At 54.4% G+C, this 22,360-nt stretch carries 26 protein-coding genes; 20 read left to right on the plus strand and 6 right to left on the minus strand.

The annotated features are described in order from the left end of the window. Positions 1-5: 5 nt before the first annotated feature. Complete coding sequence (locus AB9F27_RS05670) at positions 6-854, minus strand: zinc-ribbon domain-containing protein (RefSeq protein WP_335583748.1); 849 nt, start codon at positions 852-854, stop codon at positions 6-8. Positions 855-1,017: 163 nt separating this feature from the next. Here AB9F27_RS05670 and AB9F27_RS05675 point away from each other — a divergent pair, with 163 nt between their 5' ends. From AB9F27_RS05675 to AB9F27_RS05690, 4 genes are read left to right on the plus strand one after another with little or no spacing between them, the layout of a single operon-like run. Continuing rightward, entirely contained in the window at positions 1,018-1,689 is a 672-nt protein-coding gene (locus tag AB9F27_RS05675; protein ID WP_335583747.1) for an ATP-binding cassette domain-containing protein, read from the plus strand. Further along, a complete protein-coding gene (locus tag AB9F27_RS05680) occupies positions 1,686-2,591 on the plus strand; it encodes an ABC transporter permease (protein WP_039001854.1) in 906 nt (301 codons plus the stop codon). The genes AB9F27_RS05675 and AB9F27_RS05680 overlap by 4 nt, the downstream gene beginning before the upstream one ends. Continuing rightward, entirely contained in the window at positions 2,588-3,328 is a 741-nt protein-coding gene (locus AB9F27_RS05685) for a lysophospholipid acyltransferase family protein (RefSeq protein WP_335583746.1), read from the plus strand. Before AB9F27_RS05680 ends, AB9F27_RS05685 begins: the two co-directional genes overlap by 4 nt. Positions 3,329-3,339: 11 nt before the next feature. Further along, positions 3,340-3,945 carry a pyridoxamine 5'-phosphate oxidase family protein gene (locus AB9F27_RS05690; protein ID WP_335583745.1) on the plus strand — a complete coding sequence of 202 codons (606 nt, stop codon included), beginning with the start codon at positions 3,340-3,342 and terminating at the stop codon, positions 3,943-3,945. A 5-nt stretch (positions 3,946-3,950) separates the two neighbouring features. Here AB9F27_RS05690 and AB9F27_RS05695 read toward each other — a convergent pair whose 3' ends face one another. Both AB9F27_RS05695 and AB9F27_RS05700 read right to left on the minus strand, forming a co-directional pair. After that, positions 3,951-4,913 (minus strand): acetyl-CoA carboxylase carboxyltransferase subunit alpha, encoded by a 963-nt coding sequence (locus AB9F27_RS05695; protein WP_335583744.1) that lies wholly within the window; start codon positions 4,911-4,913, stop codon positions 3,951-3,953. Between the two features lie 173 nt (positions 4,914-5,086). Beyond that, positions 5,087-6,046, minus strand: coding sequence for an L-malyl-CoA/beta-methylmalyl-CoA lyase (locus AB9F27_RS05700; protein ID WP_335583743.1), 960 nt, complete (start codon positions 6,044-6,046; stop codon positions 5,087-5,089). Positions 6,047-6,312: 266 nt separating this feature from the next. Here AB9F27_RS05700 and dgcN point away from each other — a divergent pair, with 266 nt between their 5' ends. Genes dgcN through AB9F27_RS05715 form a run of 3 tightly spaced genes read left to right on the plus strand, consistent with a single transcriptional unit; the run spans position 6,313 to position 9,163 of the window. After that, positions 6,313-7,314 carry an N-acetyltransferase DgcN gene (gene dgcN, locus AB9F27_RS05705; protein ID WP_335583742.1) on the plus strand — a complete coding sequence of 334 codons (1,002 nt, stop codon included), beginning with the start codon at positions 6,313-6,315 and terminating at the stop codon, positions 7,312-7,314. Between the two features lie 9 nt (positions 7,315-7,323). Then, positions 7,324-8,289, plus strand: a complete 966-nt coding sequence (gene dgcA / locus AB9F27_RS05710) for an N-acetyl-D-Glu racemase DgcA (RefSeq protein WP_335583741.1) — start codon at positions 7,324-7,326, stop codon at positions 8,287-8,289. 10 nt (positions 8,290-8,299) lie between these two features. Continuing rightward, positions 8,300-9,163, plus strand: coding sequence for a D-amino-acid transaminase (locus AB9F27_RS05715; RefSeq protein ID WP_335583740.1), 864 nt, complete (start codon positions 8,300-8,302; stop codon positions 9,161-9,163). 37 nt (positions 9,164-9,200) lie between these two features. Here the strand turns inward: AB9F27_RS05715 and AB9F27_RS05720 are convergent, their stop codons facing one another. Then, positions 9,201-9,533, minus strand: a complete 333-nt coding sequence (locus tag AB9F27_RS05720; protein WP_335583739.1) for a DUF1244 domain-containing protein — start codon at positions 9,531-9,533, stop codon at positions 9,201-9,203. A 211-nt stretch (positions 9,534-9,744) separates the two neighbouring features. Here AB9F27_RS05720 and pyk point away from each other — a divergent pair, with 211 nt between their 5' ends. The 9 genes from pyk to mscL all read left to right on the plus strand — a co-directional run bounded on the left by pyk (position 9,745) and on the right by mscL (position 17,188). Further along, the gene (gene pyk, locus AB9F27_RS05725) at positions 9,745-11,193 is read left to right on the plus strand and encodes a pyruvate kinase (protein WP_335583738.1); all 1,449 of its coding nucleotides are present in this window, start codon (positions 9,745-9,747) and stop codon (positions 11,191-11,193) included. A 32-nt stretch (positions 11,194-11,225) separates the two neighbouring features. Then, entirely contained in the window at positions 11,226-11,447 is a 222-nt protein-coding gene (locus AB9F27_RS05730) for a hypothetical protein (protein ID WP_039001862.1), read from the plus strand. Positions 11,448-11,566: 119 nt separating this feature from the next. Next, complete coding sequence (rpmI, locus tag AB9F27_RS05735; protein ID WP_039001863.1) at positions 11,567-11,767, plus strand: 50S ribosomal protein L35; 201 nt, start codon at positions 11,567-11,569, stop codon at positions 11,765-11,767. A gap of 12 nt (positions 11,768-11,779) precedes the next feature. Further along, a complete protein-coding gene (gene rplT / locus AB9F27_RS05740; protein ID WP_039001864.1) occupies positions 11,780-12,142 on the plus strand; it encodes a 50S ribosomal protein L20 in 363 nt (120 codons plus the stop codon). Positions 12,143-12,272: 130 nt separating this feature from the next. Then, the gene (gene pheS, locus AB9F27_RS05745; protein ID WP_335583737.1) at positions 12,273-13,346 is read left to right on the plus strand and encodes a phenylalanine--tRNA ligase subunit alpha; all 1,074 of its coding nucleotides are present in this window, start codon (positions 12,273-12,275) and stop codon (positions 13,344-13,346) included. Then, on the plus strand, positions 13,343-13,786 hold the full coding sequence (locus AB9F27_RS05750) for an ASCH domain-containing protein (RefSeq protein ID WP_039001866.1): 444 nt from the start codon (positions 13,343-13,345) through the stop codon (positions 13,784-13,786). Before pheS ends, AB9F27_RS05750 begins: the two co-directional genes overlap by 4 nt. A 2-nt stretch (positions 13,787-13,788) precedes the next feature. Next, positions 13,789-16,200, plus strand: coding sequence for a phenylalanine--tRNA ligase subunit beta (pheT, locus tag AB9F27_RS05755; protein WP_335583736.1), 2,412 nt, complete (start codon positions 13,789-13,791; stop codon positions 16,198-16,200). Positions 16,201-16,217: 17 nt separating this feature from the next. After that, on the plus strand, positions 16,218-16,667 hold the full coding sequence (locus tag AB9F27_RS05760; RefSeq protein WP_335583735.1) for a YtoQ family protein: 450 nt from the start codon (positions 16,218-16,220) through the stop codon (positions 16,665-16,667). An 83-nt stretch (positions 16,668-16,750) separates the two neighbouring features. Then, positions 16,751-17,188 carry a large conductance mechanosensitive channel protein MscL gene (gene mscL, locus AB9F27_RS05765; RefSeq protein WP_335583734.1) on the plus strand — a complete coding sequence of 146 codons (438 nt, stop codon included), beginning with the start codon at positions 16,751-16,753 and terminating at the stop codon, positions 17,186-17,188. A 51-nt stretch (positions 17,189-17,239) separates the two neighbouring features. On the opposite strand, the gene ald is transcribed toward mscL, so the two are convergent. Continuing rightward, positions 17,240-18,355 (minus strand): alanine dehydrogenase, encoded by a 1,116-nt coding sequence (gene ald / locus AB9F27_RS05770; RefSeq protein ID WP_335583733.1) that lies wholly within the window; start codon positions 18,353-18,355, stop codon positions 17,240-17,242. Positions 18,356-18,489: 134 nt separating this feature from the next. Between ald and AB9F27_RS05775 the strand changes: the two genes are divergently transcribed. From AB9F27_RS05775 to AB9F27_RS05785, 3 genes are all read left to right on the plus strand, one after another. Continuing rightward, on the plus strand, positions 18,490-18,948 hold the full coding sequence (locus tag AB9F27_RS05775) for an Lrp/AsnC family transcriptional regulator (RefSeq protein WP_039001871.1): 459 nt from the start codon (positions 18,490-18,492) through the stop codon (positions 18,946-18,948). 170 nt (positions 18,949-19,118) lie between these two features. Beyond that, positions 19,119-19,823, plus strand: coding sequence for a COQ9 family protein (locus AB9F27_RS05780; protein WP_335583732.1), 705 nt, complete (start codon positions 19,119-19,121; stop codon positions 19,821-19,823). Between the two features lie 10 nt (positions 19,824-19,833). Then, positions 19,834-20,823 (plus strand): NAD(P)H-quinone oxidoreductase, encoded by a 990-nt coding sequence (locus AB9F27_RS05785; protein WP_335583731.1) that lies wholly within the window; start codon positions 19,834-19,836, stop codon positions 20,821-20,823. Here the strand turns inward: AB9F27_RS05785 and AB9F27_RS05790 are convergent. Next, positions 20,820-21,461, minus strand: coding sequence for a ribonuclease T2 (locus tag AB9F27_RS05790; RefSeq protein WP_335583730.1), 642 nt, complete (start codon positions 21,459-21,461; stop codon positions 20,820-20,822). The two genes, AB9F27_RS05785 and AB9F27_RS05790, sit on opposite strands and share 4 nt — an antisense overlap. Before the next feature lie 135 nt (positions 21,462-21,596). Here AB9F27_RS05790 and AB9F27_RS05795 point away from each other — a divergent pair, with 135 nt between their 5' ends. Continuing rightward, the gene (locus tag AB9F27_RS05795; RefSeq protein ID WP_335583729.1) at positions 21,597-22,343 is read left to right on the plus strand and encodes a cell cycle transcriptional regulator TrcR; all 747 of its coding nucleotides are present in this window, start codon (positions 21,597-21,599) and stop codon (positions 22,341-22,343) included. The last annotated feature ends 17 nt before the right edge of the window (positions 22,344-22,360 follow it).

Below are 22,360 nucleotides of genomic sequence, written 5' to 3' on the forward strand. Positions count from 1 at the left end.
CCCGCCTACTGGCTGGGGGCTTCGTCGGTGTTGATTTTGGCGATGAGCGTTTCCATAAGGGTATCGATCTTTACGCGACCTTGATCCGCACTCCGCACAAACGATTTCAACGCTGAATCAATTGCGGGCACTTTGGCCCCGATTTGCGGAGCAAAAGTGTAAACCAGAAGCAAGGCTGCCACGAGAACAATAATCAGGCTAAAACCTGTGCGAAAACCACTTCGCTTGTTTGGGGCCTCTTCGTCAGTCTCTTTTGAAACGCCGGTTTTACGATCGGATGTGGCGCGCAATGTGGAATTGATTTCTTCAATGTCTGGCAATAAATCGCGGCGCGAACTCGGAGAGCCATCGGACACATCCTCGGGCTCTATGCCGCGCAACCGCGCTGTACGCTCGCGAACAGCTTCTTCAACATCGGGTTCGTCTGGAAAACTCTTTGAGCGTTGCTCTGGCGCTTCCAAGCCCATATCGGTTTGGGTTTCAAGGTTTGCACCACCTTCGCTAAGGCGCGCTTGGGTTTCCCGCTCCGCTTCCTCGCGCAAGACCTGCATGAGGGTCGAATCAAGGCTCGCACGTTCCGGTCCCTGTGCCGTCGTTGTCTCAGACTCCGCTTGCGCTGCAGGCTCAGCCTCCACAATCTCTTCTATTTCAGGGGCATCTTGGTCACCCGTTTGATCCGCATTCTCGGCAAAAATGTCGTCTTCGAGGTCGGATTTTATGTTGTCATCTTGCGTTGCTGCGGCTTGAAACCACGTGTCACCACAGCTTGAACATTGCACATCGCGCCCGTTTTCGGGGATGAGACGGCTTTCGACCTCATAATGGGCATCGCAATTAGGGCAAATCAGCCTCATCGCTACTCCTTCCTGTCGTGCGGATTTTCCGCGTTTATTGTTTCCACTCTTGCGAGAAACATTAACAGGCGGAAAAGAAAACACAAAGGTTTTGGCCACAGCCATTGCAACCTTTCGCGCGCTTGGGCAAAACTGTGGCAGATTAACCGATAAGGACTCGCTGGTGATTGAACTTCAAAATGTTTCCTATGGCTATGGCGGAGGAGACTTACTCTCTGGTTTGTCGCTCAAACTTGCACCGGGTTCATTCCACTTTCTGACGGGTCCTTCGGGGGCCGGAAAGACAACGTTTCTGAAACTCTGCTACATGCAATTGCGCGCCACCTCGGGGCAGGTTCAGGTGTTTGGCAAAGATGTCAGCACCATGAGTCGCGATGACATCGCCCATAATCGAAGCCGCATTGGGGTGGTTCATCAGGATTGTAATTTCCTCGACCACCTGTCGTTGACCGAAAATGTGGCGTTGCCTCTGGCGGTGACGGGGCGCCAAGTGAACATGGAAGACATGAATGACCTCTTGCAATGGGTCGGGTTGGATAAGCGTAAAACCTTCCGGCCACCGGAACTTTCTGGCGGCGAACGGCAACGCGCTGCACTCGCGCGGGCGGTCATTCAATCGCCCGATGTGATCCTTGCGGATGAACCCACGGGGAATGTCGATTGGGAAATGTCCCAACGCCTGCTGTCGCTCTTGGTGGAACTTAATCGGATGGGCAAAACGATTATGATTGCAACGCATGATCTCAATCTGATCCGGACGGCCAAAAAGCAAGTAAATGCAAGGGTTTTGCGCATCTCAGACAAAACGCTACACCTTGCAGGAGCCGACCTATGAGGGCCCTTCTTGAGCGGGTGACGCGGTTTCTTGACGGTGGCGAAGCTTCACATAACGTCGTTCCACCCGCAGGTTTTACGGCGACGCTGACGTTGTTTACCGCGGGGGCTATGGGGTTTCTCGCGGTGTTTGCGCTGGCGCTTTCGTTGGCGACGGATCGGCTGGCAAACCGCTGGGCCTCTGAATTGGCCCGCACCGCCACCGTCCGTATTTCGGCCCCGTTAGGACAAGTCGAGGCACAGACGCAAGCCGCGCTTCGGGTGTTGGAAACGACCCCAGGCGTTGCTTCTGCGCGGGCCTTTGACCTTGAGGAACAAAAGGCGCTCCTTGCCCCATGGTTTGGGCCTGATTTACCCATCGAAACCCTGCCGATCCCCCAATTGATCGAGGTTTTGGAAGACGAGGAGGGCTACGATGCTGAAGGGTTGAGCCTTCGACTGCGCGCGGAAGCTCCGGGAGCCGTTCTTGACGATCATACGCGCTGGCGGCGACCCCTTGTGAAAGCTGCGGAGCGGCTTCGGATGCTCGGCCTGATTTCGATTGCTCTTATTACGGCGGCAACGGGCGCGATGATTACCCTCGCGGCAAACTCGGCCCTTGCGGCAAACGCACAAATAATAGGCGTCCTTCGCTTGGTCGGGGCGCGTGACATCTTTATCGCACGCGCTTTCGTGCGCCGCTTCACAATTCGGGCCTTTGTTGGCGCGGCTATTGGCACCCTATTCGCAACAACCGCTATCGCCTTCCTCCCCCGCACCGACGCTGCGGGCGGATTTCTCACAGGGCTTGGCTTTCAAGGTTTCCACTGGCTCTATCCCATGCTTGTGCCCGTTTTATCATCGCTCGTCGCTTATAGCGCGACCCGCTATTCCGCTCTGCGCGTTTTGAAAGGGCTCACATGACTTGCGCCATTCAATGGGTTCGATCCCTTCTGTTTAGCATTCAGATGTATGTGATGATGTTTGTGCTCGCGTTGTATTACACGCCGCGCGCCGTGTTTAATCGCGACTATGCGTTCCACGGCGTGCATGCTTATTGCCGCTATGTACGCTGGAGCGCGGCGTGGATGATTGGATTGAAAACCGAAGTGCGTGGAGAAATTCCGACGGACGAAGTGTTGATTGCTTCCAAGCACCAGAGCTTTCTAGATATCATTATGATTGTCTCCGAAGTGCCGCGTCCGAAGTTCATTATGAAAGCGATCCTAAGGTTTGCGCCGATTTTGGGGTGGTACGGAATGCGTATCGGCTGTGTTCCTGTGGATCGTGGCAAACGGGGCGCGGCGATCAAAAAGATGATTGCGGATGTGAAGTCTGGCGCACAACTTCCCGGTCAATTAATCATTTATCCCCAAGGAACGCGTGTCGCACCGGGCGTGGAGCGCCAGTACAAAGCGGGTGTAGGCATTCTATATACCCAAACGGGTCAAGCCTGCGTCCCTGCCGCCACCAACGTTGGAGTGTTTTGGCCGCGCCACGGGATTTATCGCAAACCGGGTACGGCAGTCGTTGAGTTTTTCCCACCAATTGCCCCAGGTTTGGCGACCAAGGAATTCATGGAGAGACTCGAAAACATCATTGAACCTGCGTCGGATCGCTTGGCAATTGAGGCTGGTTTTTTGGGCAGTCACACAACATAGGATTCTGGGCAATGGATTTCATCACCGACATTGAAGCGCTGGAAGGGCTCTATGGAAAACCGGGGGGCGCATCGCTTGAGAAGGTGGCAGCCTGTATCACACCAGCCTATCGCGCATGGATAGAGCGCTCTAAGTTATGCATCCTCTCGACTGTTGGACCCGAAGGAACGGATGCAAGCCCGCGCGGAGATGACGGCCCCGTTGTGCGCGAGTTGGACCCTGTTACCTTGGCGTTGCCAGATTGGCGCGGCAACAACCGGATGGATTCGCTACGTAATATTGTGCGCGATCCGCGTGTGTCGTTGATGTTTTTCGTGAACGGCAGTCACAACGTTATTCGCGTGAATGGCCTCGCAAAAGTAACGGTTGATGCGCCTTTGCTCGAAACCTTTGTGACAAAAGGCAGTGCGCCGCGCAGTGCGATCATCCATCAGATTTCAGAGATTTACTCGCAATGTGCCCGCGCGTTGATGCGTGCGAACCTTTGGAGCGGTGAAGATGAGACACAAGGGTTGCCCAGCATGGGGGATATTCTGCGCGAGCAAACGGGTGGGGACTTTGACGGCGCAAGCTATGACCGTGATTGGTCTGCTCGCGCCGCAAATACAATGTGGTAGATTGGCTAGGCGGAAAGGCCTTTTGCACCCAAGTCGAGGAACTTTTTGCGGCGTTCCTTGATGAGGACTTCTGGTTTCTTTTTAACCAGCACCTTTAGGTGTTTCTCGATCGCTTTGCCCACCGCCGCGATTGTCGCATGCGGAGCGCGATGTGCGCCGCCGATGGGTTCTGGAATAACTTCGTCCGCCACGCCAAGTGTTAACAAATCCTGTGCTGTAATCCGGAGCGCCTCGGCCGCTTCTCGCATCCGCGCGGCATCTTTCCAAAGGATCGACGCACAGCCTTCCGGGGAAATCACGGAATAAACCGAGTGCTCTAGCATCACGAGCGTATTGCCCGCCGCCAAAGCAACGGCCCCGCCCGATCCGCCTTCCCCGATCACAACCGTGATCATGGGTACGCCGAGTTTGAGGCATTTTTCTGTGCAACGTGCGATGGCTTCGGATTGGCCGCGCTCTTCGGCCCCTTTGCCCGGAAACGCACCGGTTGTATCAACGAGTGTGATGACGGGAAGGTTGAAACGGTCGGCGAGGTCCATCAAACGGATCGCTTTGCGATAGCCTTCGGGCCGCGCCATGCCAAAATTCCGCTCGACGCGGGATTTTGTGTCGGAACCTTTTTCTTGGCCGATAACCACAACGGCTTGGCCGCCCAAACGCGCAAGGCCGCCAATAACCGCGAGATCGTCTGCGAAGTTCCGATCGCCTGCTAGGAGCGTGAAATCGGTGAAAAGTTGCTCAATATAGTCGAGGCAATGTGGGCGATCAGGGTGCCGCGCGACTTGGCATTTGCGCCACGCCGTTAGATTTTTATACAAATCCTTCATAAGAGTCTGCGCCTTGGCATCAAGCGCCTTGGCCTCTGCCTCTACGTCCATCTCTTCATTCTTCCGCGCCATCGCGCGTAGCTCTTCGGCTTTGCCTTCGATTTCCGCCAAGGGTTTTTCAAATTCGAGATAATTGTTCATAGCCGTCTCCACGTCGCTTTGCACAGATATATGACAATCTACAGCGGTATTTGCAATGTCTGTAGTTGGGTTAGGCACAGCTAAATGTCTGTGGATTGGCCAGATTCGATTTAGCTCCACCTTTCTCACAGAAACGGGGGGGCGTATCGGGCCAAGTAATTTGGCAATAGGCTTTAGGTTCCCAGTATCAACTCGGATTGCCGTACAATGACCTGCGCTTGTTTGATGCTGGCAATATCGACCAAACGTCCCTTAAAAACCGTGGCCCCTTCGCCCTTGGCGGTGGCGGCGTCCATCGCGGCGAGGATTTCGCGCGCTTCGGCAACTTGCGCCTCCGACGGGGTGAAAACCTCATTTGCAATGCCGATTTGTTTGGGGTGGATGGCCCATTTCCCAACCATACCGAGGGTCGCCGAGCGCCGCGCCTGTGCGCGATAGCCCTCATCGTCCGAGAAATCGCCAAAAGGTCCATCGACAGGCAAAATCCCATGCGTACGGCACGCTGCAACAATCGCCGCTTGCGCCCAATGCCACGGATCGGACCAATGTTGGACCCCATCGCGCAGCATGTAATAATTTTCCTGCGTGCCACCAATTCCCGTTGTTTGCATCCCCATCGACGCGGCAAAATCGGCGGCGCCAAGGCTCATCGCTTGCAACCGTGGACTGGAGGCCGCGATTTCTTCAACATGAGAAAGGCCCGCCGCGCTTTCGATGATAACCTCAAAGGAGATCCGTTTGCTGCGCCCCTTTGCGGCTTCAATGGCACTCACGAGGGCGTCGACGGCATAGACATCGGCGGCGCATCCAACTTTGGGGATCATGATTTGATCCAGCCGATCGCCCGCTTGCTCAAGTAAATCAACAACATCGCGATACCAATAGGGCGTATCAAGGCTGTTGATTCTAACGGATAGTAGCTTATCGCCCCAATCAATGTCCCCAATCGCGGCGATGATATTGGCGCGCGCTACGGCTTTGTCCGCAGGGGCGACGCTGTCTTCAAGATCAAGATTGATCACATCCGCCGCGCTGGCGGCCATTTTTTCAAAGAGCGCGGGCCGCGAGCCGGGGCCGAAAAGCTGACAGCGGTTGGGACGGGCAGGGGCGGTAGGTTGTATGCGAAAACTCATGGGGGCCTCAATGGGTGCGTAAGTTTATTTCAATTGTTGCTTTTGGTTTGGTATATTCTTGCGCGATGGATCGCAAGCCCTTTGTGCAACTGCAGCAATCGCCCGCACATGAAAGGAATCTCCGTAATTCAGATCAGTGTTCGTCATTTCTTTCATACTATTATCACTTGTCGGTGTAATCTTCTAAAATTACGTCGAAATGAGCGAAGCTTGAGAGGAAGTTCTAACCAAAATGAGGGATGCTCCCCCCAACATAGGAGCGCAACATGATTCCCACACCTTATCTTCTCTTTCTCGGCGATGCGCCGGACCAACTCGCCACAAAAGTTGCCCAAGGCATAAAAGATTGGCGTCCCGATCACGCCATCGGCCAACTCCGGTTGCCAACGTGTAAAGCGGACTTGGGTCTGACGGATATGACATTGGCCGAGGCAAAAGCCTCTGGCGCCAAAACTTTGGTTATTGGTGTGGCCAATCGTGGCGGAGTTATTTCCCCCGCATGGAAAGAGATTCTCATTGCCGCTATTGAGGCGGGCTTTGATATTGCGAGTGGTTTGCACAACTTGCTGCGCCATGAGGCCGATTTGGTGGCCAGTTCTATGGCGCATGGAACAAGTCTCCACGATGTGCGCGTTCCGGGAATCGACTATCCCATTGCAAACGGGGTCAAACGGACGGGCAAACGTGTGCTCGCCGTGGGGACCGATTGCTCGGTTGGGAAAATGTATACGGGTCTTGCGATTGATGCTGAAATGCAAAAGCGCGGGATGAAATCGACATTTCGCGCCACGGGCCAAACCGGTATTTTGATTACGGGACAAGGTATTCCGCTGGACGCCGTTATCGCCGACTTCATGGCGGGGGCCGTTGAATATGTTTCCCCTGACAATGATCCGGACCATTGGGATGTGATTGAGGGGCAGGGCAGTCTGTTTCACGCCTCTTACTCCGGTGTCACAATGGCGCTTATTCATGGCGGCCAGCCAGATGCGATTATCCTTGCACATGAGCCCACCCGTAAACATATGCGCGGCCTTCCAAGCTATACTTTGCCGACGTTGGAAGCCTTGCGCGATATGTGTCTGCCTATTGCACATGTGGTCAACCCCGCTTGCAAAATTGTGGGTATTTCGGTGAACACGGCCAGCATGAGTGAAGACGAAGCGCGGGCTTATCTGTCTGAGCTTGAGGCACGTATGGGCATGCCCGCGGTCGACCCGTTCCGCGACAATGCAGAACGGCTGGTCGATGCGCTTGAAGCTCTATAGGTTGCAAATATGAAAATTACCGTTTCCCCCGATACCTTTGCCTTGGCCGAAGTTTTTACCATTTCGCGCGGCAGTCGCACTCATGCGCATGTTTTGACCGTGCGCATTCAAGATGGCGAGCACGAAGGTTGGGGGGAATGCGTGCCCTATGCGCGGTATGGGGAAACGTTGGAAAACGTCACGGCCCTGATTGAAGGGTTGAAGACTCCCGTTGATCGCAACAGCCTGCAAGAAATGCTGCCCGCAGGCGCGGCGCGAAATGCAGTTGATTGCGCGCTCTGGGACTTGGACGCAAAACGCTCGGGGAAACGGGCATGGGAACTGGCTGGTCTGGACGCACCAAAACCCGAAATTACGGCTTTTACCCTGTCGCTCGCCAGCCCAGAAGAGATGAAATTGTCGGCGGCGAAACACGCTTTTCGCCCGCTTTTGAAAATTAAACTGGGGACACCAGATGATATGGTGCGCCTTGAGGCCGTACGGGCTGGAGCGCCGAAATCGCGGATTATCGTTGACGCAAATGAAGGGTGGAGCGCCGAAGTTTACAGCGAGCTTGCCCCCCATTTGATCCGTTTGGGCGTTGAGTTGGTTGAACAGCCAATGCCCGCTGGAGAAGACGATATGTTGGCCGAAATTGCACGCCCTTTACCCGTCTGTGCAGACGAAAGTGCGCATGATTGTGCGAGCCTTGCGCATCTAAAGGGCAAGTACGATGTGGTGAATATCAAACTCGATAAAACCGGTGGTCTGACCGAGGCCCTAAAGCTTAAGCAACAAGCGATTGCAGAGGGTTACCGCGTTATGGTCGGCTGTATGGTCGGGAGTAGTTTGGCAATGGCTCCTGCAGTTCTTGTGGCTCAAGGCGCGATGATAACAGACCTTGACGGGCCGCTTTTGTTATCGCAAGACCGTGAGAACGCATTATTTTATGACGACTCAGGCGTGCATCCGTCAACGGCGGCACTCTGGGGATAAGGAGAGAACCATGAGCCGCACTGTCTATGTAAATGGCGAATATTTGCCAGAAGCTGACGCCAAAATCTCAATTTTCGACCGTGGTTTCTTGATGGCCGATGGCGTTTACGAAGTGACCAGTGTTTTGGACGGCAAATTGCTTGATTTCGCGGGCCATTCCAAACGTCTTGCGCGCTCCCTTGGGGAACTCGATATGGCCCTGCCGATCGAGATGGAGGACCTCCTTGAGGTGCACCGCGAATTGGTGCGTTTGAATGATATCAATGAGGGTATGATCTATTTGCAGGTCACACGCGGCGCGCCAAGTGACCGTGATTTTGCCTTCCCAGATCCCGACGAGACCCCTTCAACCATCGTGTTGTTTACCCAAAACAAACCCGGTCTTGCCGACACACCTGTGGCGAAAAAAGGCATCAAGGTTATCTCGATTGAGGATATCCGCTGGGGACGCCGTGACATCAAAACGATCCAGCTTCTCTATCCCTCTATGGGCAAGATGATGGCCAAAAAAGCTGGCGTTGATGATGCGTGGATGGTTGAGGATGGCATGGTTACCGAGGGCACCTCCAACAACGCCTATATCGTAAAAAACGGCAAGATCATTACGCGCCACCTCGGCACGGAAATCCTCGCAGGGATTACCCGCAACGCCGTTTTGCGGTTTGCCGAAGAGGCGCAAATGACCGTTGAAGAACGTAGTTTTACTATTGCCGAAGCCCAAGGCGCCGATGAAGCTTTTGTGACCTCTGCGAGTACCTTCGTGATGCCTGTGGTCGAGATTGACGGCGCTCAAGTCGGTGCAGGTGTGCCGGGTCCGGTTGCTGTGCGGCTGCGCGAAATCTATCTTGAAGAAAGTCGTAAAGCCGCGATTTAAATCAATAGAAGCCAGCCTGAACCCTCACGCTGGCTTTCTATTTCTTCGCTACAATCTCATTAAATGCTTGTTTGAACGCGGCCTGTTTCTGTGGAGTCGCATCGGTTTGATGATTGGCTTTCCATTCATCCATCGTCATTCCGTAATATGCCTCGCGGGCCTCGTCTTTGCTCATCTCAATGCCGCGTTCATTGGCGGCTTCTTGCACCCAGCGCGACAGGCAGTTGCGGCAAAACCCCGCCAAATTCATCATGTCGATATTTTGCGCGTCGGTTCTTTTTTCTATAAGATGTGTGCGCAGAGTTCGAAAGGCGGCGGCTTCTAGCTCGAGTTGCGTTTGCGCGTCGATGTCTGGGCGATTGAAATTCATAGAGCACCTATAGTAAAAAATACGGGAACGTAGCCAAATATTAACCGCCTCGAAAGAAAGCGCAACGACACTCACTGTCACAGATGGGTTACAAAAGGCATTTAAAGTGGTCGTGCAGATGGATGTATGGCCCGTTGTGTTTTGAAAAAAAATGGGGCATATAGCGGGCGGCCCACCGAAATTATTTTTTAACACGAGGAATCGACGCCGAATGACACGCGCTCGCAATGTAAAAATCGTGGCCACTTTGGGCCCCGCATCGAATGACTATAAAATGATACGTGCTTTGTTTGAAGCCGGGGCTGACGTATTCCGCTTGAACATGAGCCATGGCGACCACGAAGAAATTCGTAAGCGCCACGAGATCATTCGTCAAATCGAAGAAGATACTGGCAAACCGATTGCGATTTTGGCTGACCTTCAGGGGCCGAAACTGCGCTGTGGCGTTTTTGCCAACGATGGTGGCGAAGAATTGGCCGTAGGCGCTAAGTTCCGCTTCGATCTTTCAGACGCCCCCGGAACCATTGAGCGCGTTCAACTGCCGCACAAAGAGATTTTCCAAGCGCTTGAAGTGGGCTCGACCCTTCTGGTGAACGACGGCAAAATCCGCGTGCGAGTTGAAGCGCGCGGCGAAGATTTCGCCGATTGTGTGGTCGAAGTTGGTGGTACTATCAGCAACCGCAAGGGTGTGAACGTCCCCGACGTGCTTCTCCCATTGGCGGCCTTGTCTGAAAAAGACCGCCGCGATCTGGAATTTGTCTGTGAATTGGGCGTGGATTGGTTGGCCTTGTCGTTCGTACAGCGCCCCGAAGACGTCTTTGAAGCGCGTGAACTGGCCAAGGGCCGTGCGGCTATTCTGTCAAAAATCGAGAAGCCAGCAGCGGTTACCGCGTTTGACAGCATTCTTGCAGTGTCTGACGGGATTATGGTCGCCCGTGGCGATCTGGGCGTTGAATTGCCCGTTCAAAACGTTCCACCAATTCAGAAACGCCTGATTCGTAAGTGCCGCAATGCCGCGAAACCCGTGATCGTTGCCACCCAGATGCTCGAAAGCATGATCGAGAGCCCCGTGCCAACGCGCGCCGAGGTTTCCGATGTTGCGACCGCGATTTACGAAGGTGCCGACGCCATCATGTTGTCCGCCGAATCCGCGGCTGGGGATTTCCCAATCGAAGCGGTGACAACCATGAACAACGTGGCCGTTGAGGTCGAAAGCGACGCGACATACCGCGAAGTGATTGAAGCAAGCCGCAAGTTCAAAGGCGTCTCTATTGCTGACGGTATCGTTGCTGCAGCCCGCGAGATTGCGGAAACGGCCGACATCAAAGCGATTTGTTGCTTCACGCAATCTGGGAATACGGCCCTGTTGGTGGCGCGTGAACGTCCACGTGTTCCAATCATTGCTTTGTCACCCGTTAAGGAGACCTTGCGTCGCCTTTGCTTGAGCTGGGGCATGAATTGCTTCAACTCTGACAACGTGGATCGCTTCAAAATGGCCGTGATCGCAGCGGCTCGGGCTGCGCGTGCTTCTGGTCTCGCAACTGAGAACGATTCGATCGTGGTGACAGCGGGTGTTCCGTTCAATGTGCGTGGTTCAACCAATATTCTACGCGTCGCACCTTGTGATGAACGGTTGATTTTGAACATCGATCCTGAATAGACTACTCTAAAGAGTAGTCTTTGGAGGGGTCTATGGATCCAGATCTTTTTCTCGTTATCGGTCTTTTGATCGGCGGATTTACAATTCCGCCGATCCTAGGTGCCATATTTGATGGGCGCCCCCCTCGAACACCCGCAGTTTTAGTCGTGATCGCGGGTGGAATGATTGCCTTCGCGGTCATTCAAAAGCCCGGAGGGTATGTCATCCAAGACATCCCCGGGGTCTTCTCCCACGTCATCGGAAAATACCTGTAACACGTGTTTTGGGCTTGCCCCTCTGGGGAATGCGTCCTATACGACGCGCTCTTACTGCGTGACCGGCCGAAAGTGGCATGCCGAGTCGCGTTTACACCGAATTCAAATAGGAGACGGAAATGCCCAAGATGAAGACAAAGTCGAGCTGCAAAAAGCGGTTCAAAGTTACGGCCAATGGCCTTGTAGTTGGAGGTCAAGCTGGCAAACGCCACGGCATGATCAAACGTTCCAACAAATTCCTGCGCAATGCGCGCGGTACCACAGTTTTGTCGGCTCCTGATGCGAAAATCATCAAGACGATGATGCCGTACGCTCGTTAAGGAGAATCTGATATGCCCCGCGTAACATCTGGTAAGGTAACTCACCGTCGCCACAAAAAAGTCGTCGACGCCGCTAAAGGTTTTTACGGCCGTCGTAAAAATCTTTTCAAAACAGCCACACAGGCCGTCGACAAAGCAAACCAATACGCCACACGTGACCGTAAAGTCCGTAAGCGTAACTTCCGTGCGCTTTGGATCCAACGGATCAATGCTGCCGTGCGTGCTCACGACGAAACACTAACATATTCGCGCTTCATCAATGGCCTTTCGTTGGCTGGAATCGAAGTGGACCGTAAGGTTCTCGCCGATCTCGCCGTACACGAGCCAGAAGCGTTTACAGCGATCGTTGAAAAAGCCCAAGCCGCTCTGGCTTAAGGCGTAACGCTCGCGAAGACTTCTCGAACCGAGAAGAAAATTTGAAGCCGCGGGCCTGTGATGGGTCGGCGGCTTCTTGCGTTTAACCCCCGATGTGATAGCACGGCGGGGGACAGAATAGGGGTCAGGCATGGACGATCTTCGGCAGAAATTTCTTGAGGCAATCTCCTCGGCAACCAATGAGGCAACCCTCGAAGACTTGCGGGTCTCTGCGGTGGGCAAAAAGGGCGAAATCAGCCTGAAAATGCGCGAATTGGGTAAAATGACACCCGAAGAACGCCAAACAGCTGGCCCCGCGCTCAATGCTCTCAAGGACGAGGTAAATTCGGCACTGGCCGCCAAGAAAGAAGCCTTAGGCGACGCCGCCCTTGATGCGCGCTTGAAGGGCGAATGGCTCGACGTGACTTTGCCCGCACGTGGGCGTCCCGCAGGCACAATTCATCCTGTCTCGCAGGTCACAGAAGAAGTAATCGCGATTTTCGCGGATATGGGGTTTGCCGTGGCCGAAGGCCCGCAGATCGAGAATGATTTTTATAATTTCGATGCCCTCAATATTCCGCCGCACCACCCCGCGCGGCAGGAATTTGATACGTTTTATATGCACCGCGATGCCGATGACGAGCGCGCGCCTCACGTGCTGCGCACGCATACAAGCCCCGTTCAAATCCGCGAGATGGAAAAAACCGGTGCGCCGATCCGCGTGATTGCGCCAGGTCGTGTGTATCGTTCGGATTATGACCAGACCCACACGCCGATGTTCCACCAGATCGAAGGCATGGCCATTGGCAAAGATATTTCTATGGCCAATCTGAAATGGGTGCTTGAGGAATTCTTCGCGGCCTTCTTTGAAATTGACGGAATCAAAACCCGTTTCCGCTCCAGCCATTTTCCCTTCACGGAACCTTCTGCAGAAGTTGATATCCAGTGCAGCTGGGTTGACGGGCAATTGCGCATCGGCGAAGGCGACGGTTGGATGGAAGTGCTGGGTTCTGGCATGATGCACCCTAAAGTTTTGGCAGCAGGTGGGGTTGATCCCGAAAAATATCAGGGGTTTGCCTTTGGTATGGGGATCGACCGCATTGCGATGCTGAAATATGGCATCCCAGATTTGCGCGCCTTCTTTGATAGCGACCTGCGCTGGTTGCGCCACTATGGTTTCAGCGCGCTAGACATGCCGTCACTGGCGGGAGGTTTGAGCAAATGAACGATCACACTGAGAACCTAAACGACACATACCCCGGTGCGGGCACCTATTGTTTTGGCGAGAGTAAAGCCGACAGCGAGGCGCAACTAACGCTGGTGCGTGCTGGGACCAAACGTCTGGATTGCGCGGCTTTGGCGGAATTTGGCGGCGACAAAGACGCGCTCCCTAAAGTGGGCCGTTGCGATATCGCGACCGAATGGAATGGCGCGCCAGCCCTCGTCACCAAGACCACAAAGGTCGAACAGCACCGCTTTTGCGATGTGACGTGGGAGTTGGCGATGGACGAGGGCATGGGCAATAGCCTTGCCGATTGGAAAGCCTATCGTTCCGCATATTTTGGCCGCAACGGCGGTTTTGACCCTGAAATGATGTTGGTGTTCGAACGCTTTGACGTCGTTGAAGATTTGGCAGGGCGTGGGATCACGCCAACAAAGGATTAATCATGAAATTCACGCTTTCTTGGCTTAAAACGCATCTCGAAACCGACGCGCCGCTCGATGACATCCTTTATGCTCTGACCGATCTTGGACTTGAAGTTGAAGAGGTGACGGACCCCGCAGCAAAGCTTGCCGACTTTAGATTGGGCAAGGTCGTCAAGGCCGAGAAACACCCCGATGCGGATAAATTGCGCATCTGTACGGTGGCCACCGCCGATGGCGAAACCCAGATCATTTGCGGCGCGCCAAACGCCCGCGAAGGCATCACAGTGGTCGTTGCCAAGCCGGGCACCTATATTCCGGGGTTGGATATTACAATTCAAGTTGGAAAAATTCGCGGCATCGAGAGCTTTGGCATGATGTGCTCCGAGCGTGAGATGGAACTCTCCGAGGAGCACGACGGTATCATCGAGCTTCCCGAAGGGGACGTTGGTGACCGTTTTATCGACTATTTGGCCAAGGTTGATCCCGCCAAAGTTGACCCGATGATCGAAATTGCCATTACGCCAAACCGCCCTGATGCGCTTGGTATTCGGGGGATCGCCCGCGACCTCGCCGCGCGTGGCCTTGGAGTTTTGAAACCAGCACCTGTAGCAAAAGTTGCGGGGACATTCGACAGCCCGATCACCGTGTCGATTGATGAGGATACGCGCGCCGAGGGCTGTGACGTGTTCATGGGCCGCATGATCCGCGGTGTGAAAAATGGCCCGAGTCCGAAGTGGCTGCAGGATCAACTGCTTGCCATCGGGTTGCGCCCAATTTCGATTCTTGTCGATGTTACGAACTTCTTTACCTATGATCAAAACCGTCCGCTTCATGTTTTCGATGCCGATAAAGTACACGGAAATTTACGGGTGCGTCGCGCCAAGGGCGGCGAGACCATCGTGGCCTTGGACGACAAAACTTATGAATTGCAAGCTGGTATGGTTGTGATTTCCGACGACAATCAGATCGAGAGCATCGCCGGAATTATGGGCGGACTTGAGAGTGGTTGCACCGAGGAAACCGTAAATGTTTTCCTAGAGGCAGCTGTCTGGGAAACCATTCAGATCGCCAAAACTGGACGGGCGCTTAAGATTAATTCCGATGCCCGCTATCGTAATGAACGGGGCATTGATCCAGCCTTCAACGCGCCCGCCATTGAGCTAGCGACCCAGATGATTTTGGACCTATGCGGTGGCGAAGTGAGCCATGTTGTGACTGCGGGGGAAGTTCCAGATGTAAGCCGCGCTTACAAATTGGATACGGATCGCGTGCAAAGTTTGGTCGGCATGGAAATCGAGCCCGAAGTGCAACGTGCGAGCCTTGAGGCTCTAGGGTTTGTGCTGGAAGGCGACATGGCTTGGGTGCCCAGCTGGCGGCCCGACGTCCTTGGGAGCGCGGATCTGGTCGAAGAAGTCGCGCGTATTGCGTCGCTTACCAAGCTTGAAGGGCGCCCGATGGCGCGTGCAACCGTTGGTGTTCCCGGCCCGATTCTGACACCGATGCACCGCCGCGAAAGCATGGCGCGTCGCACGGCGGCGGCGCTTGGGTACAACGAATGTGTGACCTATAGTTTTATCGACAAAGCAAGCGCCGAACTCTTTGGCGGCGGGTCGAATGCAACGATGTTGGCCAATCCGATCTCCTCTGAAATGAGCCACATGCGGCCTGACCTTTTAGCGGGCTTGATGCAAGCTGCCGCCCGCAATCAAGCGCGTGGCGTTGCCGATTTGGCCTTGTTTGAGGTCGGTCCGGCGTTCCACGGCGGCGAACCCGAAGAGCAACACATTCAGGTCGCAGGCCTTTTGGTCGGAGCGACAGGGCCCAAAGACGTGCACGGCGAACGCCGCATGGTTGATGTGTTCGACGCAAAAGCCGATGCCGAAGCTATCTTGGCCAGTATTGGCGCTCCAACGCGTGTTCAGATTTTACGCGGAAAAAATAGCTGGTGGCATCCGGGGCGCAACGGAAGCATTTGCCTTGGCCCCAAGAAAATTATGGCCAGCTTTGGTCAGGTTCACCCAAAAACGCTTGAGAAAATGGGGATCAACGGCACGGCCGTAGCATTCACAGTCTACCTTGAACAGCCGCCGTTCCCGCGCAAAACCAAGGCCACACGTGCGGCGCTTGTTGCCAGTGACCTGCAAGCGGTTGAGCGCGATTTTGCTTTCGTTGTGGACACATCGGTTGAGGCCCTGACATTGGTCAATGCTGCGGCCAGCGCGGATAAGGTGCTGATCTCGGACGTCATATTGTTTGATGAATTCACCGGCGAAAAAGCTGAATCCCAAATGGGCGCGGGTAAAAAATCGCTTGCGATTACGGTGCGCTTGCAACCGACCGACGCGACATTGAAGGTGAAGGAAATCGAAGAAATTTCGGCCAAAATATTGGAAAAGGTCGAAAAAGCGACGGGCGGCGTTCTGCGCAGCTAGCTTAAGGGAGCGTTGACATGAGTTTTAAAGTCTATCTTTCGGGGGAAATCCATTCGGATTGGCGCGCGGAAATCATTGCGGGGGCTGAGGGTTTGAACATTGAGTTCTCCTCCCCTGTGACGGACCACGGCGCCAGCGACGATTGCGGTGTGGCAATTATGGGCGCGGAAACTGACAAGTTTTGGCACGACCATAAGGGCGCAAAACTCAACGCTATTCGGACCCGCAAGGCCATCTCAGAAGCCGACGTTGTTGTGGTGCGGTTTGGTGAGAATTATCGCCAGTGGAATGCTGCCTTTGATGCGGGTTTTGCCGCGGCCCTCGGAAAATCCTTGGTCGTGATGCATGGCGCGGACCACCAACATGCGCTCAAAGAAGTGGATGCTGCGGCTCTTGCTGTGATCGAAACGCCTCAGCAAGTGATCGAAATTCTGCGCTATGTTCTGACCGGCAGCTTGCCGAAGTAAACTGTCGTTACTGATCTAGAACGGAACCGAAAAATCTTAGTGCTCGAGCTGAGGCACAAATGTTTAAACTTAGGGGAAATAAAATGTTTAAAGAATTTAAAGATTTCATCGCCAAGGGCAACGTCATGGACATGGCGGTCGGGATTATAATTGGGGCGGCGTTCACGGCGATTGTAAAATCACTTGTGACCGATTTGATCAATCCAATCATCGGATTGTTCACTGGCGGGGTGGATTTCACCAACAAATTTTTCGTGCTTTCGGGCGGCGCTGAGGGCGCGAGTTATGCGACGCTCGAAGCCGCGCGTGAAGCGGGCGCGGGTACATTTGCATACGGGGCCTTCGTCATGGCCGTGATCAATTTCCTGATTATTGCCTATGTTGTCTTTTTACTGGTGCGCAGCGTTAACAAGATCAAGGATGCTAGCGTGAAGGCGGAGGCGGCGGCGGAAGAAGCGCCCGCAGGCCCAACAGATATCGAACTCTTGGTAGAAATTCGCGACGCACTCGTCAAAAAATAGGTTCGTCGAAATTAAAAAATGGCCCGCATAAATTTAGCGGGCCATTTCTGTCTATTTGATCGCCAAAGCTGGCGACAAAACATCAATCCCAAGCGCTTTGCCGACCGCGTAATAGGTCAATTGTCCGGCGTGGACGTTCAGGCCATTCAGCAAGTGCGGATCATCGGTACAGGCCTGTTTCCAGCCTTTGTCAGCCAAGGCGAGAAGGAACGGTAACGTCGCATTCCCAAGGGCGATAGTGGACGTGCGCGCCACAGCTCCTGGCATGTTGGCAACGCAGTAGTGCATGATGCCATCGACTTCATAAATCGGGTCTTGGTGGGTCGTTGCGTGACTTGTTTCAAAACAACCGCCTTGGTCAATCGCAACATCCACGATAGCAGCGCCGGGTTTCATCGTCGAAAGCTGAGCGCGGCTGATAAGTTTTGGTGCTGCGGCACCGGGAACGAGGACGGCACCGATGACCATGTCAGCATGGGTCACCAAGTCAGCAGTATTCCCAGCTGTCGCGTAGGCGTTTTTGAAGGTGCCACCAAAGACGTCATCAAGATAGCGCAGGCGTGGCAGGGAGCGGTCCAGAACCGTCACATCCGCGCCCATTCCAGCAGCAATCCGCGCCGCGTGGGTGCCAACGACACCGCCGCCAATGACCACAACGCGGGCGGGCGAAACTCCCGGAACACCACCCATCAACACGCCGCGCCCGCCATTTGCTTTTTGCAGAGTCCATGCGCCGACTTGCGGGGCCAAGCGACCCGCGACTTCGGACATTGGCGCAAGCAGGGGCAACCCGCCCGCGGCGTCAGTTACGGTCTCATAGGCGATGGCTGTGCAGCCACTGGCCAAGAGGTCACGCGTTTGTTCGGGGTCGGGGGCAAGGTGAAGGTATGTAAAGAGAACTTGGCCTTCGCGCAGCATTTTACGCTCAACGGATTGGGGCTCTTTGACCTTTACGATCATATCAGAAAGGGCGAAAATTTCGGCGGCGGTGTCTTTTATTTCGACACCAGCATCGACATAATCTGTATCGGTGAAACCGGACCCAATGCCAGCGTCGGTTTCCACCAAAACACGATGGCCGTGTTGGATCGCTTCGCGCGCGGCGTTTGGGGTTATTCCAACCCTAAATTCTTGGGGTTTGATCTCTTTTGGGCATCCGATTAGCATGGGTTCTCCTCCGTTTGAAGTTAGAGTTTGCGCCTTTCTCAACGCAATTGTTTTGAATTCTCTTCGTTGATCGGATAAGTTTTGGGATAATTCTACGGAAATGGCCGATAAAATTCGAAGGAATCTGCGGAATAATGAAATTAGACAGTATAGATCGTCGAATTTTGGAGGTGCTCCAAAAGCAAGGTCGTATAACGAATGCTGAGTTGTCAGAGCGGATCAATCTCTCCCCCTCGGCATGCCATCGGCGGGTTCAGCACCTCGAGGCGGAGGGGTACATTCGGGATTACGTCGCGCTTCTTGATCCGCGTAAAGTTGGGCGGCAGACTACCGTTTTTGTGGAAATTACTCTCTCTGGGCAGACCGACGAAGTTTTGGATGCATTTGAGAAAGCCGTGACGCGGATTCCCGATGTTCTGGAATGCCATTTGATGGCAGGGACGGCGGATTACATGCTGAAGGTTGTTGCCCACGACACCGAAGATTTTGCGCAAATCCATCGTCGTCATTTGGCGCGCTTGCCGGGTGTGGCGCAAATGCAGAGTAACTTTGCGCTTCGAACGGTATTTAAAACCACGGCGCTTCCGGTTTAACCCCTATTGGCAAAGTGCACTGGGGAGGAAACGGGGTGTCCGCCTCTTCGCTTTCGTTGATTCAGGTGGTATCGTTTTCACCAGCGATATGGTTTTGGGTTTGCATAAAGGCCCAAGACTTTGCCTAATTGTATGGCGCGAGCACAGGGCAAGACTGCAAGGAGTGTGTGATGTCGGAACAGTTATTGAAAACCAAAGAGGCTCTGCTGGAAGCAGCTTTGCCGCATGTTGTCTTCGACGGTTGGAGCACGGCGACGCTGGCTGAAGCGGCGTTGGACGCGGGCATTTCGCCCGAAGACGCACAGGCCGCCTATCCGCGTGGCGGGGTTGATTTGGCGATTGCGTTTCACAAAGCGGGCGACGCGATGATGTTGGAGCGGCTGGCCGCTGCGGATATGTCGAACCTACGTTTTCGCGACAAAATTACCGCCGCCGTTCGCTATCGCATTGAAGCCGTCACGGACAAGGAGGCGGTACGCAAAGGTAGCGCGCTTTTTGCACTTCCCCAGAATGCAGCCGATGGGTCGAAACTTGTTTGGGGCACGTGTGATGCAATTTGGAACGCCCTTGGCGACACGTCGGACGATGTGAATTGGTACACAAAACGCGCAACACTATCAGGTGTTTATGCGTCGACCGTGCTGTATTGGTTGGGTGATGACGGCGAGGGAAATACCGCGACATGGGAGTTCTTGGATCGTCGGATCGACAATGTGATGCAGATCGAAAAGTTTAAAGCTTCGGTGCGAAAAAACCCGATTTTGAGCAAGCTTATGGCCGGGCCCGCGAAGGTTTTTTCGGGAATTCGCGCGCCGCATGCTGCGGTTAATCGCGATGATTTGCCGGGGCACTGGTCGCCCAAAGACGTAACCTAAGTGAGATAAAATGGTTGAAGTAAGCACGATGCGGGCGATGGAAATATCTACGCCTGGCGGTCCGGAAGTTCTGCGCGAAACACGTCGGCCAATGCCGATTGCGCGCGCGGGAGAGGTTGTCATTCGGCTGGCCTATGCGGGGGTCAATCGCCCCGATGCGCTGCAACGGGCAGGGCTCTATAACCCGCCAGCGACCGCCAGCGATTTACCCGGGCTTGAGGGGGCAGGCGAGGTCGTCGCACTTGGGGCTGGAGTGACTTCAGTTGCGCTGGGTGATTCTGTTTGTGCGCTTTTACCGGGGGGAGGGTATGCGGAATACGCCACTTGCCCTGCGGCGCATTGCCTCCCTGTTCCGGCGGGTTTAACCCTTAAACAGGCGGCCTGTTTGCCCGAAACGTTTTTCACGGTTTGGAGCAATGTGTTTTTACGCGGAGGCCTCAAGGCGGGCGAGCGGTTTTTGGTGCACGGCGGCAGCTCGGGTATCGGGACGGTCGCAATCCAACTTGCCAAGGCGCGGGGCGCGCGGGTGTTTACGACTGCTGGATCCGCCGAGAAATGCGCTGCCTGTACTGCCTTAGGGGCTGAGCGTGCGATGAATTATCGCGAGGTCGATTTTGCCAAGGAGATGCGGGAGATTGGTGGCGCCGATGTTATTTTGGACATGGTTGGCGGCGGCTACCTGCAACGCAACATCAACGCGCTGGCGGATGATGGGCGCTTGGTTCAGATCGCATTTCTGCAAGGCTTCAAGCAGGAGGTGAACTTCATGCAAATCATGACCCGTCGCCTGACCTTGACGGGCAGCACGTTGCGCCCGCAATCGGATCTGGCTAAGGCACGGTTCGCCGAAGACTTACGGGCCGAAGTTTGGCCCCTTCTGGCTTCGGGCGCGATTTTCCCCGTGATGGACGAGGAATTTGAGCTGTCGGACGCCGCCAAGGCCCATACACGGATGGAAGCCTCACAACATATTGGAAAGATTGTTTTAAAAGTCTCCTAATTGATCGGTGCGAACAAGGGTTTGGCCGCATTGCAGTCTCGAATGACATCGGGGCCGCAGCGGCGGGGCGCAAGAGATTTGGTCAGGCAAATCCTTGCTTCCTGAATGTAGTTTGATTTGCAGGTGATGGTGATTTGGTCGTGACTGAGCTGTGGGTTTGACTGCAAAAATGCCTCTTCGATGACCTTTGGTGGAATGACGAGGGTGTCGGTGATTTTGCGTAAAACGGGGGGCTTGGTCACGCTCTCGAATGCGCGACGGGCCGCAGCGAAATAATCCTCTCCCGAGAGGCCCGCGCACTTCCCGTGCTTCTTCCATTGGTACCAAGCCACACCCGTCGTTCCCATGATATCCACCATGCTACTTGTGAGGCTCCGAGACGGATTTCGCTCGGACGTAGTGCAATTACTGGGCCAACCGCGTTCGTTTTGCGGCCACAACCCATGCAGTACCCAGCCAAAATCTTGGTCGGCATCGCATTGCTCACTGTTTTTTCGATCCCCTTCAAGGGCGCACCAATTTGGTGACCAGCTCAGGGCGAGAACATAATAGTCGAAATTCCCCGCGCGTTCGCCATCGGCCCAAGCCGTCGCAGCAAAAAACGGCGCAAAAAGTAGCCCGATAAATCCGAGTCGCATTTTCTCTTTCCTCTTTTGGTTGCGCACAGTATATACAGCTTAAGTTCCCCTTCAATGAGAGCCCGCCCGAATGAGGGTCGCCCCTTCCAGGGCTTAGGGAAGATATGTTCTGGGGATGTTGTATAGGAGAAGATCATGGCCAAACCAATTATGGCACGCGCAACCGCAGTATGGTTGGTAGACAACACAACGCTGACCTTTAAACAGGTTGCAGATTTTTGCGAATTCCACGAGTTGGAAGTTCAGGGCATTGCCGATGGCGATGTTGCGACCGGCGTAAAAGGGTTCGACCCGATTGCCAATAATCAGCTGACCGCCGAAGAAATCCAACGCGGCGAGGGCAACCCTCTCTATAAGCTAAAATTGAAATTCCTTGCCTCCGCTGTTGGCGAAGAAAAGCGTCGCGGTCCGCGTTATACGCCTTTGTCCAAACGCCAAGATCGTCCGGCGTCAATCCTTTGGCTGGTGAAGTTCCACCCCGAATTGACCGACGGTCAGGTGAGCAAGCTTGTTGGTACAACCAAGCCAACAATTCAGGCAATCCGCGAGCGCACACACTGGAACATCGGGAATATTCAACCAATCGATCCCGTTGCTCTTGGCTTGTGTAAACAAGTTGAACTCGACTTCGAAGTTCAGAAAGCTGCCGCAAAACGCGCCAAAGAAGGCGATGTCATGAGTGACGATGAGCGCCGCAAATTGGTGTCCACCGAACAGAGCCTCGGCGTCGCGAACGCCCCGCGCGTTTCCTCTGCAATCGAAGAGCTGTCAACATTCAGCTTCTCTACCGATCCACGTGATGAGGAAGAAGCTGAGGCGGTTCCGGATAAGGATACTTTCTTTAATCTTCCCGAAAGCGGTACGGACGACGAGCAGCCATAAGCCTAGATATCATTACA

This window comes from Falsihalocynthiibacter sp. CO-5D18, from assembly GCF_041205445.1.
In the GTDB taxonomy this organism is placed as follows: Bacteria; Pseudomonadota; Alphaproteobacteria; order Rhodobacterales; family Rhodobacteraceae; genus Falsihalocynthiibacter; species Falsihalocynthiibacter arcticus.